The following is a 16,568-nucleotide window of genomic DNA, read 5'->3' on the forward strand; positions in this document are numbered from 1 at the left end:
GTATAAAAACGCGTATAAAAGGCTGTTTCGCTCAAATATAAAGGCCTAAACAAGGAGAAAAAATGAAAGGATTTACCTCTATTTTGTCATTCCCGAGGGTAGTAGTCGGGAATCTGCTGTTGTCTTTGTTGTCATTCTGGGGCCCGCATACGAGCGGGAACCCAGAATCCAGAAATAAAATAAGGAGTTTTTCTAATAAACGGCCTGGATCCCGGATCCACGTCCGGGATGACAACAACTACTACAAAGACAGATCCCGTATAAAGACATTACGGGATGACGGCTTAACAATGTTAGGCCGCACGGCCACAGCAGGTTTTACCCTTATTGAACTACTGGTTGTTGTACTTATTATTGGCATTTTAGCGGTGGTGGCATTGCCCCAATACACCAAGGCGGTGGATAAAGCGCATTATACCCAGTTACAAGCCGTAGTAAAACCTTTTGCCAATGCTATGGAAGTCTATTATTTGGCCAATGGGAATTATCCTTCTAGAATAGATGAAACCGATTTAACCTTGCCCCAAGGATGTTCATTAATTGGGGATAATACAGTAGCCGTTTGCGGGGAATTTTTTATAGATATGTTTAATAGCGCAGAACGAAATATAGTAGGTATTTATACCCCCGGTAATACTACTTGGGGTAATTGGACCACTTCGGTACGCTTTATCCAATGGCTGGACTATGCGCCAGAATACGCCGGGAAACGTGAGTGTTCCTCTACTGGTACGCGTTTTGCTACTTTTTGTGCTTCGTTGGGCGCCAAAACAGAAAATGGGCGGTATTGGCTGTGAGGCCTATACCGCCATTAGGCAGATTTTGTATTTGTCGGCTAACGCAATGACGTCCTCTAAATCCAAAACCAAGGTCTTTTCGGCTTCAAAGGCCAATACGGAAATGCCCGCCTTGTGCAGGCTTTCCAAGGTGCCTTTGCCAATGACGGGCAGGTCAAAGCGGTTGTCTTGGTTGGGGCGGGCTACTTTCACTACGGCTACGGCCGATTTTTTTTCGGCGGATTCGCGGTACAGGTCGCCCGCGCGTAAAATACAGCGGTCCGTGCCCTCCATACCTTCTACGGCAATAACGGCGTTTTGGCTGACTACGCAGGTAAGCCCAATGTCTAGCGCCGCAATGGCCTTGGCCACTTTATAACCGAAGTCCGCCGCTTGCTGTTCCTCGGCGGTCGGCTTTCGGACTGATAAAACACCCTTTTGGGGCATAAAATCCTCTAAAAATAGGGCGGAGTGTTCAAATTCAATGCCGTCCTTTTTAAATTCGTCCATTACGCGGGAAAGAATATTTTTGGTTTGCATATTCTTTAAGGACGCCAAAAACTTGGCTCCGCGCAGGTCCGGCATTAAATTGGTAAAGATAGAGGTGTGCTGCACGCGCCCGGCCATAATCACACGGGTTACGCCGTGCTCTTTAAAGAAGCGGATTCCCGCGCCCAACTGTCCCAGGCGGAAGGCCTGGAACACTTTGGCGCAGTTTTTATAATCGTCTTCTTTGGCGTTGCCCTTGGCCCCGGCTACATAGACTTCGTACCCCTTTGCCGTTGCCTTTTGGGCAATGTAAACAGGCATTTTGCCTTCGCCGGCGATAAGGCCTATTTTATTAGTCATCGTCGTGCAGTTTGGTTTTGGCCGTAGCCACGCCGCGGGGGGAAGTTTTGCAGAAATCAATCATATGCTGAACTTCCTTGCAGGGGTGGGTGGCTTCCAGTTCCGCCATAGCGTCTTGCAGGCGTTTGCCGCTTCTGAAAAGGGCTTTATAGGCGCGTTTGATTTCCATAATGGTTTCGCGCGTAAGTCCGCCGCGGCGCATACCGACCAGGTTCAAACCGACCAAGCGAGCGCGCTGGCCTTGGGCAATACAATAGGGCGGAATATCCAGCGGCAGCATTGCCCCGCCGGAGAGCATAGCCATTGTGCCCACGCGGACAAATTGGTGAATCCCTACCATACCGGACATTACCACGCGGTCCTCTACTTGGACGTGTCCCGCAATACCCGTGCTGTTGGCTACAATAATATGGTCGCCCAAGCGGCAGTCGTGCGCGACGTGGGAGTTGGCCATTAACAGGCAGTAGTTGCCAATGGTAGTGGGTTTATCCAAATTGGTGGAGCGGTGAATTGTTACGCACTCGCGGATTTGGTTGTAATCGCCCATTTGCACGCGGGTGGGTTCGTCTTTATAAGACAAATCCTGCGGCTTTACGCCGATAAAGGCGCTGGCGATAATATCGTTGCCGTCGCCCATAGTGGTATTTTCAATCACGCAGAACGGACCGATTTTGTTGTTTTTACCGATGATGACGCCCTTGCCGATGACGGTATAGGGGCCGATAAGGGTAGAGGGGTCAATTTTAGCGGACGGGTCAATAATTGCCGTAGGGTGTATGTTAGACATTGGGAACTTCTCCTAAAATAAAATTAAGGGTGGCCTGCGTGCACAGTTTACCGTTGACGTAGGCTTCTGCATAGATTTTGGAAATTTTGCCCAAACGCAGGATTTCAATCGGCATTTCCAGCGTGTCGCCGGGTTGCACCATCCCGCGGAATTTGGCGTTTTCAATGCTTAAAAAGAGCGGCAGACCGCCTTTTCCTTGCGTAATGTAGCCCATAATGGCGCCGCCAAACGCTTGGGACATACTTTCCACCACTAACACGCCCGGCATAACCGGCTTGGCGGGAAAGTGCCCTTTAAAATAGTATTCGTCCGGGCGAACAAAGTGTTTGCCCAAGTATTTCTTTTTTTCTTCCAATACCTTTACTTCGTCCACAAGCAGGAAGGGCTCGCGGTGGGGAATATTCTTTTTAATGCGCTCCAAGTCGTAAACATCCACGGCGGGAAGTGTTAAAAAGTCCTTTAAACTAGCGGATTTAACGCTCATTTTTCCTCCGAATTGGCCAAGAGAATCTTGGCGAAAATTACATTGTGCTTGTGCCCGCCGCAGGTGCAGGTGATTTTAAGCGGCGGCAGTTTGCGCCCGGTTAAGCACAGGTCGCCCACCATATCCAAAATTTTGTGGCGGACGAGTTCATCCGGGTAGCGCAGTTCGTTGATAAATTTATCCTTACCAACGATGACGGCGTTTTCCAAATTGCCGCCTTTGGCCAGGCCGTGCGCCTTTAAAAAGGCCAGTTCTTCTTCAAAGCCGAACGTGCGCGCGCGGGCAATTTCCTTTAAATAGTTGTCCGGCGTAAATTCTAAGGTAAATTCCTGGTGGCTGACGAGCGGGTGTTTGTGCAAAAATACAAAGGTAAAGGTTAATTTGTCCGCGGGTTCAGCCGAGTAGGCGATGCGGCCGCTTGTGTAAGTGATTTTTTGCTTGATGTTAAGCAAGGGTTGTTCTCCCGGCAGATCCTTTAAGCCCGCCTTTAAAAGAGCCTCTACATACACGTCGCTCGCTCCGTCGGTTACCGGCGGTTCCGGGCCGTCCATTTCTACGGTAACGTCCGTAAGCCCCAAGGCGTGCAAGGCAGACATTACGTGCTCCACCGTCCAAACCTCGGCGGTATCGTTCTTTAAATTGGTGCCGCGCAGGGTGGAACTGACGTTTTGCGCCAAAGCGGCAATGGGTTTTGCGCCTGGAATATCGGTGCGTAAAAAGGTAATGCCGTTGTCGGCGGGCTTAAACGTAAGCGTAGCAGGTACGCCCGTGTGCAAGCCGTTGCCCTTTACTGTGGCGGGGGTAGAAATGGTTTTTCTCATATTATAATCCTAACAATTTTTTTAGTTTACCGAAAAACGATAAGTTTTTGGCCTCCTCCAACTGCTTTTTGAAGGCTCTAAATTCTTTGTGCATTTCGGGCAGTTTGCGCAGCATTGCCTGCTGTTTAAAGGCTTCGCGCTGGGGCATAGCCGGATAGCCGAAATATGTCTGCCCGGCGGGGATAGACGTCATTACGCCGGATTGCGCGCCGACTTGGGCGCGGTCTCCGATGGACATATGTCCGGCGAGGCCCACTTGGCCCGCCAAAATGACCCCGTTGCCGATTTCCGTCGTGCCGGCTACGCCGACTTGGGCGCACATAATACTGCTCATCCCCACGTGCACATTATGCCCGATTTGGACGAGGTTATCAATTTTGGTATTGTCGCCAATGACGGTGCTGGAAATTTTGGCGCGGTCAATACAGGTGTTGGACTGCACTTCCACATCGTTGCCCAAAACCACATTGCCGATTTGCGGGATTTTTTGGTGGCGTCCGTCGTGGAACGTGAAGCCAAAACCGTCCGAACCGATTTTCGCCCCGGCCTGCAAAATAACATAATCTTTCAGCACGCACTCCTCGCGGATGACGACCTGCGGATAAATGTAGCAGTTCTTGCCGATGGTTACATTTTTGCCGACGTAGCATTGCGGAAAAATGACGGTATTGTCGCCGATTTGCGCGCCGTCTTCAATTACGGTATAAGCGCCTACGGACACATTGGCCCCCAGTTTAGCCGACGGGCTGATAACGGCGGTGGGGTGGATGCCGGGCGTATGCTTCTGCTTTTGCGCATCGGCGTATTTCATTAAAAGGATAAAGGCCCACTCGGGGTTTTTAGCGTACAAGAGCGCGCCTTGAAAGGGGATTTCCTGCCCCTTGGCGCTTTCGGGCACGATAAGGGCGGAGGCTTTTAAATCTTTCAGCAGGTCCGCTTTTTCCAAAGACGTTAAATAACAAATGCCGCCTTCGTGCGCTTCTTCCAGCGAGCAAAGGGCGGTAACAGCGGTGTCCGGCTTGGAGGCGTCCTGCGCCCCGGTAATTTTAGCCACTTCGGCTACGGTTAATTGCAACATATTTAAAAACCTCTACTTTCCGCGTTTGCGGTATTTTTTTGCCTTTTTCAGGCGGGAGATAAAATCCTTTGTTACGTTTACCGGGCGGTCCCCATACAGGATTTCGTCCTTGCGGACTACTGCGCCGATGTTGCGCTTTTTGGCGAAGGATTTTATTTCCGTGTAAATGTCTTGCAAAATGGCGTTTACTTCCTTTTTTTCCAACTTCAAAATTTCTTCGCGCGTGGTATATTTATAATTATCAATAAAAAAGCCGCGCTCTGCAATGATTTTTTTGTTGGCGGCAATGCGCGCCGTCAAATCGTCCAGTTCAGCAGGCGTGTTTAAGGGGCTTGTGGATAAAATTTCTGCGCCAGAAAAGGTCAGGCGGTTTAACAAATTGCCCAATACCAAGGAGTCCGCGCTTTCTTGGATTTGCGGCTTTAATTCCGTGGGCTCCACCACAATCCGCTCATAAAACGGTTTCAACTCACGCAACTGCGCAGATAAGCGGTCATTTTCGGCGGTTAGAACATCAATTAATTGCCGTGCGCCTTGGACTTCGTCTTCTTTGGATAAAATTTTTAAACGGATTTGCTCTTTAACGGCAATGGTGCGCGGGTGTTCATTAAAGGCTTCGTCAATGTCAATAAACGCTACCGTTAAGCACTTTTGCGCGGCTTGGGGCTGCTCCTCGTCCGGCGCGTCTTTTTCGGGCGGGGGAAGAGGGGCTTCTTTGTCGGCGGCGGCCGCCATTTGCTCGGCATCCATTGTCAGTTCGGGGTCATTAGTGCCCGTGTGCGTGTTGGCTTGGGCAAAGGCTTCGCTCTTGGTTTCTTCCGGCAGGACGATTTTGTCCGTGGCCGGAGTTTGAGGGGCTGTTTCCTGGGCGGATTTGGCCAAAATAGAGGCTACCGCGGCGGCTTCTTTATCCGTCAATGCGGGTTCGCTCTCCGGCGCGTTTTGCGCTTGGAGAACTCCCGCCAGACAAGAAACCGTCAAAAACAGCCAAACTTTCTTCATACACCCCTTACATCATATTGGAAATATTGAAATAGAAATGCGACCGGTCTTCATTATTTTTGTGGTTTAAACCATAGCCCCAGTCAATACGGATAGGCAGCGAAGGAGTGGTAAAGCGCAAGCCTACGCCCACGCCTGCCTTAAACTGCTCTTCCTTGGACCCTAAGGAAAAGTCCAAATCGCTAAATTTGTTCCACGAGTTACCGAGGTCAAAGAAGAAGGCGAACTGGGCCATATTTCTCCGTCCTTCGCGCGCAATCGGGAAGCGCAATTCGGCGTTCATTACATAATACATATCGCCGCCGTATTTGGGGCCGATTTCGCCCGCGCGTTCGTACCCGCGAATCGTGTCCGCACCGCCCAAGAAGAACTTTTCATACGGCGGTACTTCCGTGGTGCGCCCGTAGGCCTGCACGGAGCCGAATTTGTTGGACAGCACAAATACAATCGGGTAGTTGCCGCCCACATTAAGCACGGTATAGTTAAAAATGGAGCGGGCGTTTAAGTACCACAAATCCAGGTCGCCGCCAATCGGGCCGCCCGCCAAGGCGAGGCCTAAGGAGTTGCGCCAGCCCTGCGTGGGGTCCCACATATTATCGCGTGTATCTACGGCAAAGTCCGCGCTGATAGTGGAAAGATTGGTTTTGCCTTTTTCAATGCACTCTCCGGTTTTCTTGTCCGGCGTGCAAACAAAGCGTTGGTCAATATCGTAAATATCAATGTTTTCAAACGAGTAGCCAAAGGACAGTTGGTAAATGTCGTCGTTAAAGCGCGGACCAGCTTTTACCCGTCCGCCGATGCGCTTTTCCGTATAGGCTTGGTTCTCGTCAGAGAACGAGCGGTAGCGGCGCGTGTTGAACAAATCCACGCCCAAGGAGGTCGGCTTGTCGTAGATCCACGGGGTGGACCAACTGACGGTATAATCCAAAATTTCCTTACCGAACATCGTGCGCAAAGACAAACGCTGCGCGCGGCCAAAAAGGTTCATATGGTTGATAGACAGTTCGCCGTACAGCCCGTCCATAGAACTCATCGCCAAGCCGGCGGTGAACATCCCCGGGCGGCCCTCTACGACGTTAAAACCAAGATCCACTTTTTGCGGGTCGGCGGTGGGCTGTAAATCTACTTGCACGTCGTTAATAAAGCCCAAGTTCATAATTTTGGTCTGGCTGCGCTTAATTTTGGCGTTATCGTACAAGTCGCCGGGGTGAATAGAAAGTTCGCGCGTAAAGACGTATTTTTTTGTGTTTTCGTAGCCGGTAACATCTACATTGTCAATGTAAAAAATGCGGCCTTCGGCAATGTCAAAGGTCAAATTGAGTTTGCCGTTTTCAATATGTTTGACGGGGTTTACACGCGCCTGCAAATAGCCTTTGTCGGCGTATTGCTCTTGGATGGCGGTAATCGTATCGTCAAAATCCTTTTGGTTGTAGAGGTGCCCCTCGCGGAAGAAGACTTGTTTTTTAAGTTCTTCGGGCGTGAAAACATTGTTGCCTTCAAATGAAACCGTGCCGAAGTCCACCTTTTCGCCTTCGGTTAAATCGTAGGAAATATTAGCTTCGGTTTTGTCGTCGTTTAGTTGCACTTGCGGCTCGGAAAGGTTAAATTCGCTGTACCCTTTGTTGCGGCCGAAGAGCATCATTTTTACCCAGTCGCGCTGTAAATTTTGCGGTTTGAATACCTTGCCGGGGCGGTTGGAGGCCTTTTTTAAGATTTTTTCCGTCGGAAGTTCGCCTCCGCCGTTGATGGTAACGTTCTTGACGCGCACGCGTTCGCCCTCGTTAATGATGAGTTTTACATACACAACGCCCAATTTTTCTTCGCGGGTCAGTTCGTAAGTAATCTGCGTGTTGACGTAGCCTTTTTCGGCGTATTTGGCTTTAATGCGGTCCAAGTCCGCCTGCAATTTTGCTTCGTTAAAGGGGTCTTTTAGTTTGAGGGTCATCGCCTGCGTAATGGCGCCTTTGCCCAAGTGTTTTCGCCCGTCGTAAGTCAGGCGGTCAAAAATCGGTTTTTCCTTGACGATGTAGGTCAAGCGGTGGCAGGGATAAACTTCGGAGCCGTCTTTTGCCTTGCGGGTGCCGGAGACGGGAGAAATGTCTATTTCTACACTGTCAAACGCGCCCAGGGCGGAAATGTCGCGGATGTCGTCGGACACGGTAAAGCGTTCGTACAATTCGCCCTTTTTGGCGTGCCCGGTTTTGGTAATGGTTTTTTTGCGGATATTTTTTAGGCCGTCTGCGTCTATGCTGCAAATCATCCACGGGCCGTTGGGGTCTATTTCTTGGGTTTGGGCATCTTCCGCGCGCGCGTACGAAAAAGCCGTCAATGCGGTGAGTAACAAAACTGCCCAGCGTTTGGAAAATGTCATTTGATCCTCGGGTCTGTTTTTTAATAAAAAAGCCCGCACTCATAGGAAAGCACGGGCTGGTTTTTCCAAAAAATTGGATTATTTGGTGGGTCTTTTCGCCAAACCGCTTTTAATGCAGCCAGTGCAAACATAGGCAGTTTGCGTTTTGCCTTCTAGCACTACTTTCTGCTTTTGGAGGTTCGGTTTAAAACTTCTTTTGGTTCTCATATTGGAGTGGCTGTAAGAACCGCCGGAAACCGGGGTTTTGCCACACACTGCACATTTATACGCCATAGGTTCCTTCCTTGATAACTGAATTAAATTTCGCTCTTATATTCTAGTAAATAAAGGCCGCTGTGTCTAGTCCTAAGCCGCTTTGGGCGGGAAAATTTTGCTGGCCAAAATAGACAGCGCCAAAATCCCCACGATAACGCCTAACGAGGCCACAATCGGAATAGGAAAGAAATGCGACAGGAGCATTTTTACGCCTACAAAGAATAAGATAACGGAAATGCCGTATTTGAGGTATGGGAATTTGCCCGCCATACCGGAAAGCAAAAAGTACAGCGAGCGCAAGCCGATAATGGCAAAAATATTTGACGAATACACCAAAAAAGTATCCTGCGTGATAGACAAAACCGCCGGGATAGAGTCCACTGCAAAAATCAGGTCGGACATTTCAATCACCATTACCGCCGCCAACAGCGGGGTGGCCATACGCTTGGCGTTTTCCAGTACGAAGAAGTTTTCCCCGTGGTAGTCGGTTTTAATGGGCATTACCTTTTTAAGGAGTTTTAAAATAAAGGATTGGCTGGGGTCAAAATCGTCGTCTTCCTTTTGCAGCAACATTTTTGCTGCCGTAAAGATAAGTAGCGCTCCGAAGACATAAATCGTCCACGAAAAGAGCGAGATTAACTGTACGCCCAAGAAGATAAACATAAAGCGTAATATGACCGCACCCAAAATGCCCCATAAAAGGGCCTTGGGCTGTAATTCGTGCGGAATAGCAAAATAGCCGAAAATCATAATAAACACGAACATATTATCTACGGACAAGGAATATTCCAGCACATAGCCCGTGTAAAATTCCAATGCGTGGCGCGGTCCTTCCACCAACCAAATCGCCCCGCCAAAGAGAAGCGCCAGCGATATCCACGCGCACACCATTAGTGCGGCTTCCTTCATATTTACCTTGCCGTGGTGCTTATTCAGCACGGCCAAATCAATAAACAACGCCGCCAGAACGATTACCCAAAAGGCAATCCACATAGCAACGGATACGGTAGTAGTTACAGGTTCCATTATTTCTCCAGTATTATAGTAAGAATAATAAAAATTATAGCAATTTATGAAAAGTGATTATGCTAGGAAGGGGGGAAAAGACATAAAATAAGCTGAGAATGGGGTCCCCTACGGTCATTTTGCTGACGCAAAATGCCTCCGGGCCGGCCCTCGCGGTTTTTGCCTTTCGGGCTCGCCTATACGGCCAGCACCTCAAACAAAAACATCGCTCCGGGCTTCGCCTCCCAACGCAAGCAAAGCAGTTTGCTTGCTTTCCCGGCCTAATTGAAAAAAAGACATAAAATAAGCCGAGAATGGGAGTCGAACCCACAACCTACGGTTTACAAAACCGTTGCTCTGCCAGTTGAGCTATCTCGGCGTTTTACGGATAATATATCTTATCATTTTTTTTGCTGGGCTCCAACCCGTATATGATAAAATAAACGCATAGGAGAATTTATGAAAAAAACAATTGTGATATCCCTTTTTCTGTTATTTGGGCTCTCTGCCTTTGCCCAGAATAACTGTAAAATTGCTGACGAACTCCCCATTAAATTAATGTCAGCCGAAATAAAACGCGGGTTTAAAACCTTTAAAAAGCAAAATCCGCCCTTGTATTACTTGTCCTACCAATATTATACCAGCGATTTTTCCCGTATATCGGTAGCAGAAGAGGCTGCATCATCTGATCGGAGAGGTTTGCAGCGGACCCAATTAACCGTACTTCCCCGTGTAGGTTCGCCTGCGTTGGACAATACCCGCCGTTTAACAGCGATGAGTTCTGTTGACGACAGACTGACAAGAGAAAAAATGCCGGCAATTTCAGGCGACGGAAAGGCTTTTTCTACCGCCTTGTGGCGGGCGACGGATGCGGCTGTAAAAAAGGCCCAGGAAGACCTGGATGGCGTAAAGGCCGAAAAATTAACGGCCCCCAAACGCTTTGACGATTCCCCCGATTTTGCTTATCCGCCGGTGGAACATTTTTGCCGTACGACGGAATTTGCTACCTTTGACTATGATAAAATCAAGGCGATGTTGGTAAAAGCCTCTGCGCTTACCAAAGGGAAAAAGTTTATTTTGGATTCGGACTTTTCCTTTGAGCGCGAAGTGGGCTACCGCTATTTTGTGGATTCCCGCGGCACGCAGTTAAAAACCCCGCAACAAGAGGTGCGCTTGTCATATATAGTGTCGGGTAAAACGGAAAACGGACAAGAAGTTTCCCGTTATGAAGGGTACGATGTTTTGCGCCCCGAAGAATTGCCGAGTGAGGAAAAATTGTTAGCCGATGTCCGCAAATCCATTGACGAATTGGAGCAACTGGTTAATGCTCCCGAAGGTGAACCCTTGGAAGCACCTACCCTTTTAAAGGGGCGTGCAATGGCGGTTTTCGTGCACGAAGTATTGGGGCACCGTATGGAAGGACACCGCCAAAAAATGGAGGATTTCGGCCGCACTTTTACGGATAAAATCGGTCAGCAGGTGGTCTCCCCCATTTTAACGATTGTGGATGATGCCACCTTGGCCTATTTTAATGGCGAACCGATGCGCGGTTTTTACGAGTATGACGAAGAAGGCGTAAAGGCCCGCCCGGTTACCTTGGTGGAAAAAGGGGTGCTCAAAAACTTTTTAATGAGCAGCAGCCCAATTAAAAATTTCCCGGCTTCCAACGGACACGGCCGCGGAGACTCTTATAATCGCCCAGTGGCCCGTATGGCCGTTACGCGCGTGATTGCCGAAGAGACCGTCCCCTACGAGGAACTGGAACAAAAGTTCTTGCAGGAAATCAAACGTCAAAACAAGCCTTATGGTTTTATGATTGAAGATTTATCCGGCGGCTTTACAATGACGGAAACCTATCTGCCACAAAGTTTTAAATTGGAACCGACCTTGATGTACCGCGTCTATCCCGACGGGCGCAAAGAGGTCGTCCGCGGATTGGATATGGTGGGCACGCCGCAGGTAAGTTTTAATAAAGTGCTGGGCGCCGCAAACGATTACAAAGTCTTTAACGGTTCGTGCGGGGCCGAATCCGGCTGGGTGCCGGTGTCGGGCATTGCCCCCAGCGTACTGTTAGAATCTATGGAAATGGAAAAGAAGAGTAAGAGTACGGAAAAGCCTCCGCTGCTGCCGCCCCCTTATTCTTTGAATAAAGGAGTCTCCAAATGAAGAAATTTTTACTTTTTACCCTTTTAGCGCTTTCCCTGCCCGTGGGGGCTGAAAAGTTGCCGGATAATATATATTTCCGCGCAATGCAGGACGAAATGAAACGCACCGTAAAGGAACTGCGTACGAAAGAAAAGGACGGACAAAAGCCCTTTTATGTGGCGTATAAGTTGACAGCGTCCTTGGGGGGATTTAGCCTTTCTGCTTCTATGGGCAGTCCATTGCCGAGTTTTCCCTTTGGCTATACTGTGTCGGCAGATGTGCTGGTAGATGTGGGTTCCGAGCAGCACGACAGTTTAGGTTTTTATCGTAACCGGTGGGAAGGCTATTCTCCTACCAGTACTTATGTTATGCCTACTGGATATGATGGTATCCGTCAAGGTTTGTGGCAAGCCACCAACACAGAGTTTGTAAAAGCCAACGAACTGTATAAAGAAAAACAAGCCTATAAACGCAAAAAGAACTTATTAAACGAAAAGACGCCCGACTTTGCTCCGGCTGCGCAGTCTTCGTATGTGGAGGAAATTAAACCGTTGCCCTACCCTGATATGCAGGTTTGGCAGGATGTGGTAAATAAGTTGTCCGCACAAGGGAAGGATTTGCCGTATGTGGAAAAATTAGAGGTATCTGTACAATTCTTCCAAGAAGGAACTTATTATCTAAACAGCGCGGGCGGATTTTACCAAACCTTTTATCCGGCGGGTAGTGTCTATTGGACTGCCGTTTTGCGCACCAAGGACGGATACAAGGATACGGAAAGTGAGTATTTGAACTTATCGTCTTGGAACATTGCGGATAATGAAAAGCGGTTGCAGGAAAAAACGGATAAGTTTTTAGCGAAAATTAAACAACATTACCAAGCGCAAAAGGGTACGGCCTATTTAGGCCCAGTGCTGTTTACAAAACAGGCCGCAAGTGATTTTATGGGCCTTTTAATTCGGGGCGTGGAAAAGAATAAGCCCTTGCTTTCCGCCGCGTATGAGGACGACCCCGAAGCGGGGGAACTGCGCAATAAAGTAGGTATGCGCGTAATGTCCCCGGTGGTGGATGTGTACGACAGACCGCATTTGCGCGAGTTTAAAGGCCGCCGGCTGCCCAACTTTGCCCCGGTGGACGACGAAGGCGTGGCTACGCAGGATTTGACGATTGTATCCGGCGGAAAACTGGTGCAACTGCCCTCTTCCCGCCGCTCCGTTAAAAAAGGGGAAAAGAGCAACGGGCACGCGTTCTTTCGCAATGCCTATCCCCGTGAAATGCTGACGACGGTGCTAGTGGAGCCCAAGAAGCCTTTGAGCAAAAAAGAACTGGAAGAAAAACTGCTTTCCCGCTGTAAGGAGTTGGAACTGGACTACTGCTATATTGTGCCGAATATGAGCGGAAAGGACGCGATGATAGAGCGTATCTATACGGCGGACGGACACAAGGAGCCGGTAACCGGGTTGGAAATTTCTAACCTGACGACCCGTGCCCTGCGGGATATTTTAGCCGCCGGGGACGACAGCAGCGATTTGTATGGAAATGTAATTGTTCCCTCGCTTCTCGTAGATGAAATTGAACTCTTGCCCAGCGATCGCCGCCCGGACAGAAAGCCGTTTATTGCCCGTCCGTAACGCGCGAATTTCATTAGGCGCTAAACTAATCCCCCGGCATTATACTGCCGGGGGATTGGTTTTTCAAAATAGGAGTCATTCCCGAAAGTTGTAGTCAGAAATCTGTTGTTATCTCATCAAGTGGTTAAACCTCAGAATTTTTATAAGGGGTTATCCGCCAGCAGTTTTCCGGCTACCCGGCCGATAAAGGTTTCCGGGTTTTGCGCTTGCACGGCCAGCATATGGCGTCGGGCGGTTTTCAGGTCGCCCAGGTGAAACTCGTCCATTGCCAAAATAAACAAGGCCAGTTGGTTTTTGGGTGATATTTTTAGGATTTCCCGGGCCGTTTGGCTGGATTCTTTGTATTGCCCGGCCTCATTTTGCCACAAAGCCTTGTTGGCAAGTAAATCTTCCCGCTGGGGGGCAAGCAGTAAGGCGGCGTCAATATCCTCCAACGCTTTTTGGTAGCGTTTTAAGCCGCGTGCCGCCTTGGCGCTTACCAGCCAAAAATCAGGCGACGTATTGTCTTGCATTAGGACCATTGTAATGTGGATAAAGGCCTCTTGGTAATTGCTTTGGCTCAAAAAGGTGTTGGCGTAGCGTGCGCGGTACTGCGGCTCTGCTTGCGGGTTTAAGGCAAAGAACTGGTCGTAATAGTACCGGGCTTTGGAGTAAAACCCCAAGGTGGTGTAGTTGGCGGCTTGGCCGGAAAGTGCTTCCAAATTATCCGGCTCCTCTTGCAAAACTTGGTTGTACAGGTCCATAGAGCGGTTGGTCAGTTCCGTGCGCTGGTAGAGGCTGGCGGCGGCCAATAGCAAGGGGACATTTTTCGGGTGGAACTCCAACGCTTCCAAATAAATGTCTAGCGCTTTACTTAAATTGCCCAGTTGTTCGTAACTTTTGCCCAATAAGCGGTAGGCGCGGGCCTCGCGGCGTTTGACGTTTTTCGTCTTGTAAATGTATTCGGAAAGTTCCTCAATGGCCTTAGTATAGTGCCCTTCGTTATACAAGTCGCGGGCGCGGATATAATCCTGTCTGTCTCCGCGCGGAGCCATCCCCAAGAAGCCCGTCTGCGCGGTAGAACAGCCGCCCAGGCACAGGGCGGCCAGTACAAAAGATAATAAAATGTTACGGTTTAAGTACATAAGGCAACGCAAAAAGCAGGATGTCTTCCTGCATTTCTCCCATATGGCGGTTGGCTTCCTGTAAGCCGACTTCGCCCGCTTTGTGTAATTTATCAAGTTCCAAGGTTCCTACGTCTAACACGCGGTTGGTGATGACAAAGTTGGCCTTGTGGGCGGATTCTTCAATCATAGCGGCCCCGCGCACATCGCCCACGCGCAGTAAGTAGGCGGCGATAGATTTGGGCGTGTCGGAATAAAAATCAGGCGGTGTGATAGAGGCAATAATGTAGTCCGCCCCCATAGATTTAACGGACTCTACGGGCAGATAATCCACCACGGCTCCGTCCACCAGTTCGCGGTGGCGGTATTTTACCGGGGCAAATACACCCGGCAGGTTCATACTGGCACGCACGGCAATAGCCAGCGGGCCCGAATCAAACACCACGCGTTCCCCGGTTTTAACGTCCATTGCCGCGCAGGAAAACGGGATTTGCGTGTCCTCAAACTGCATATCACCGATTTGTTCGTGAAAGAAATTAACCAGGTTGGAAGAAGTGGGCAAACGTTTGGCAAATAACAGGCGGAAAAGCCCCATTACGTTAAAGTCGGACGTAATTTTGTCCATTGTCATATGTTCGCCGACCGTCCACAATTTTTCCGTGGGGAGCCCCGCCGCATAGAGCGAGCCCACCACAGAGCCCATAGACGTACCCGAAATCATATCCACGGGCACTTGGGCGTTGTTGAGGGCTTCCAGCACGCCGACGTGGGCAAAACCGCGCACCCCGCCCGCCGATAAGGCTACGCCGATTTTGGGGCGTTCGCTTTTGGGCAGCGCCGTAAATTTATCCCACAAAAAATGGCGTAAGATATCGTCGTCCGTTTCGCGCTCTATGGCAAGGGCCGGCCACGTGGCCAGCAGGCACAAGAGCAAAGCGGCGGACCGCTTTAAGAGGCCAATCATTGTAAATCCTGGCCGATAGCCCACTCCAAATCGGCCTTGGCGGACAGGTTTTCTTTAACCGCCTGCAAATAGCGCTGGGCCGTTTGCAGGTAAGCCTGCAAGGCTTCCAAGGCTTCCGCCCCGTTTTTGGGTTGGCGCTGGGCTTGCTTTAAGAGCGCGTCCATTTCGCGGTAGGCGGTTTGGCGGGCCAATACCTCTTGTTGCCAGAAGGACATTTGTTCAAAGTTTTCGGCCACTTGCACGCGGATAGTGTCTTCTATGGCGGCGCGGCTTAAAGAACTTTTTTGCTGTTGGGCCTTCTTTTCGGTAACTTGCGTAGAAAAATTGTACGAAAGCGGCAGACGGACCGCCAGCGAAATTTGCCTGTTTTGGTCCTCCAAGGTGTTGGCCCCCAGTTTTTCGTAAGAAGCGTTTAAAATAACATCCGGATAGCGGCGGGATAAAGCCAAATCAATAGCAATGTCGTCGGTTTCCAAGGCGTAAATGGCGGCCTTTAACTCGGGGCGGAACTCCATCGCCCACAGGGTTAAGTGCGGCAAATCCCAATCGGTTTTAACGGGGGAGAACTCTCCGCGGATGGTAATGCGGGCATTGAGTTCCTTATTTAGGCTCACCAGCATTGCCAAATTCGCCTTTTTTAAATCGTTTTCGGCCTGTTTTTGCGCGCTTTGCAGTTGGGATAAGGCGTTTTGCATACGCATTTTGGCCCAAATGCTGTTGGACGCGGACGAAGCGTTCCATTTTTGTGCCAATTCCCAAACGTGTTGGGTCAGTTGGGCGTTTTGTTGGGCATATAAAAGGCCCGCAAAGGATTTTTTAATATCCAACACCACCGCATTTTTGACGGATTCGTAGCGGCTTTGTACTTGTTTTAAATTGGCTTGCGCAAAACGCAGGGTACTGCGGATACGCCCGCCGGAATAGAGGTATTGCGTGGCGGTAATGCCTACGCCATAAAACTGGTCCTTGTCGCCATACAGACCGTTCCCGGGCAGAAAGCGGTTGGCCACGGCGTCGGGCAGGACCATAGGATAGTCCAAATCGTACCAAGTGGCCGTGCCTTGCAAGGAAAACTGCGGCAAATAGCGGAACTTGGCTTCGGTTACCTTTTGCTCGGCGATGATAATTTCCTGCTTGGCCGCCAAGAACTTGGAGTTATTTTCCAAGCCTAGGCGGATAGCGTTTTCCAACGTCAGGTTATCGTTTACCAAACTGGAAAACGTCAGACCGTATTCCTTTTGTGCAAAAGCGGCCTGAGCCAAAAGGCAAAGGGCCGCCAGCATTAAGATTTTCTTCATAC

The 16,568-nt window shown here is 49.7% G+C and carries 15 protein-coding genes and 1 tRNA gene; 3 read left to right on the forward strand and 13 right to left on the reverse strand.

Annotated elements, in window-relative coordinates:
- Positions 1-290: 290 nt before the first annotated feature.
- Positions 291-797 (forward strand): type IV pilin protein, encoded by a 507-nt coding sequence (locus B2118_RS04870; protein WP_428053706.1) that lies wholly within the window; start codon positions 291-293, stop codon positions 795-797.
- Positions 798-800: 3 nt separating this feature from the next.
- Here B2118_RS04870 and B2118_RS04875 read toward each other — a convergent pair whose 3' ends face one another.
- The 10 genes from B2118_RS04875 to B2118_RS04920 form a co-directional block, all read right to left on the reverse strand.
- Entirely contained in the window at positions 801-1,625 is an 825-nt protein-coding gene (locus B2118_RS04875) for an LpxI family protein (protein WP_428053708.1), read from the reverse strand.
- Positions 1,618-2,412: an acyl-ACP--UDP-N-acetylglucosamine O-acyltransferase gene (lpxA, locus tag B2118_RS04880; RefSeq protein ID WP_428053710.1), complete on the reverse strand. Its 795-nt coding sequence runs from the start codon at positions 2,410-2,412 to the stop codon at positions 1,618-1,620. Before lpxA ends, B2118_RS04875 begins: the two co-directional genes overlap by 8 nt.
- Positions 2,405-2,896: a 3-hydroxyacyl-ACP dehydratase FabZ gene (gene fabZ / locus B2118_RS04885; RefSeq protein ID WP_428053712.1), complete on the reverse strand. Its 492-nt coding sequence runs from the start codon at positions 2,894-2,896 to the stop codon at positions 2,405-2,407. The genes lpxA and fabZ overlap by 8 nt, the downstream gene beginning before the upstream one ends.
- Positions 2,893-3,717: a UDP-3-O-acyl-N-acetylglucosamine deacetylase gene (gene lpxC / locus B2118_RS04890; protein ID WP_428053714.1), complete on the reverse strand. Its 825-nt coding sequence runs from the start codon at positions 3,715-3,717 to the stop codon at positions 2,893-2,895. Before lpxC ends, fabZ begins: the two co-directional genes overlap by 4 nt.
- 1 nt (position 3,718) lies before the next feature.
- Positions 3,719-4,795, reverse strand: a complete 1,077-nt coding sequence (lpxD, locus tag B2118_RS04895) for a UDP-3-O-(3-hydroxymyristoyl)glucosamine N-acyltransferase (protein ID WP_428053716.1) — start codon at positions 4,793-4,795, stop codon at positions 3,719-3,721.
- Positions 4,796-4,807: 12 nt separating this feature from the next.
- Positions 4,808-5,797 (reverse strand): hypothetical protein, encoded by a 990-nt coding sequence (locus B2118_RS04900; RefSeq protein ID WP_428053718.1) that lies wholly within the window; start codon positions 5,795-5,797, stop codon positions 4,808-4,810.
- Positions 5,798-5,804: 7 nt separating this feature from the next.
- Positions 5,805-8,168, reverse strand: a complete 2,364-nt coding sequence (bamA, locus tag B2118_RS04905) for an outer membrane protein assembly factor BamA (protein ID WP_428053720.1) — start codon at positions 8,166-8,168, stop codon at positions 5,805-5,807.
- A gap of 78 nt (positions 8,169-8,246) precedes the next feature.
- Complete coding sequence (rpmB, locus tag B2118_RS04910) at positions 8,247-8,441, reverse strand: 50S ribosomal protein L28 (RefSeq protein WP_177748535.1); 195 nt, start codon at positions 8,439-8,441, stop codon at positions 8,247-8,249.
- A 72-nt stretch (positions 8,442-8,513) separates the two neighbouring features.
- Entirely contained in the window at positions 8,514-9,449 is a 936-nt protein-coding gene (locus B2118_RS04915; RefSeq protein WP_428053722.1) for a TerC family protein, read from the reverse strand.
- 285 nt (positions 9,450-9,734) lie between these two features.
- A tRNA-Thr gene (locus B2118_RS04920) sits at positions 9,735-9,807 on the reverse strand.
- An 80-nt stretch (positions 9,808-9,887) separates the two neighbouring features.
- Here B2118_RS04920 and B2118_RS04925 point away from each other — a divergent pair.
- Entirely contained in the window at positions 9,888-11,594 is a 1,707-nt protein-coding gene (locus tag B2118_RS04925) for a metallopeptidase TldD-related protein (RefSeq protein ID WP_428053724.1), read from the forward strand.
- Positions 11,591-13,201, forward strand: a complete 1,611-nt coding sequence (locus B2118_RS04930; RefSeq protein WP_428053726.1) for a metallopeptidase TldD-related protein — start codon at positions 11,591-11,593, stop codon at positions 13,199-13,201. Before B2118_RS04925 ends, B2118_RS04930 begins: the two co-directional genes overlap by 4 nt.
- 140 nt (positions 13,202-13,341) lie before the next feature.
- Here B2118_RS04930 and B2118_RS04935 read toward each other — a convergent pair whose 3' ends face one another.
- Genes B2118_RS04935 through B2118_RS04945 form a run of 3 tightly spaced genes read right to left on the reverse strand, consistent with a single transcriptional unit; the run spans position 13,342 to position 16,566 of the window.
- Positions 13,342-14,325, reverse strand: coding sequence for a tetratricopeptide repeat protein (locus B2118_RS04935; protein WP_428053728.1), 984 nt, complete (start codon positions 14,323-14,325; stop codon positions 13,342-13,344).
- The gene (locus B2118_RS04940) at positions 14,309-15,268 is read right to left on the reverse strand and encodes a patatin-like phospholipase family protein (protein ID WP_428053730.1); all 960 of its coding nucleotides are present in this window, start codon (positions 15,266-15,268) and stop codon (positions 14,309-14,311) included. The genes B2118_RS04935 and B2118_RS04940 overlap by 17 nt, the downstream gene beginning before the upstream one ends.
- Positions 15,265-16,566, reverse strand: a complete 1,302-nt coding sequence (locus tag B2118_RS04945; protein ID WP_428053732.1) for a TolC family protein — start codon at positions 16,564-16,566, stop codon at positions 15,265-15,267. Before B2118_RS04945 ends, B2118_RS04940 begins: the two co-directional genes overlap by 4 nt.
- Positions 16,567-16,568 lie beyond the last annotated feature (2 nt).

Origin of the sequence: Candidatus Avelusimicrobium stercoris (assembly GCF_002437085.1) — a bacterium.
Taxonomy (GTDB): Bacteria; Elusimicrobiota; Elusimicrobia; order Elusimicrobiales; family Elusimicrobiaceae; genus Avelusimicrobium; species Avelusimicrobium stercoris.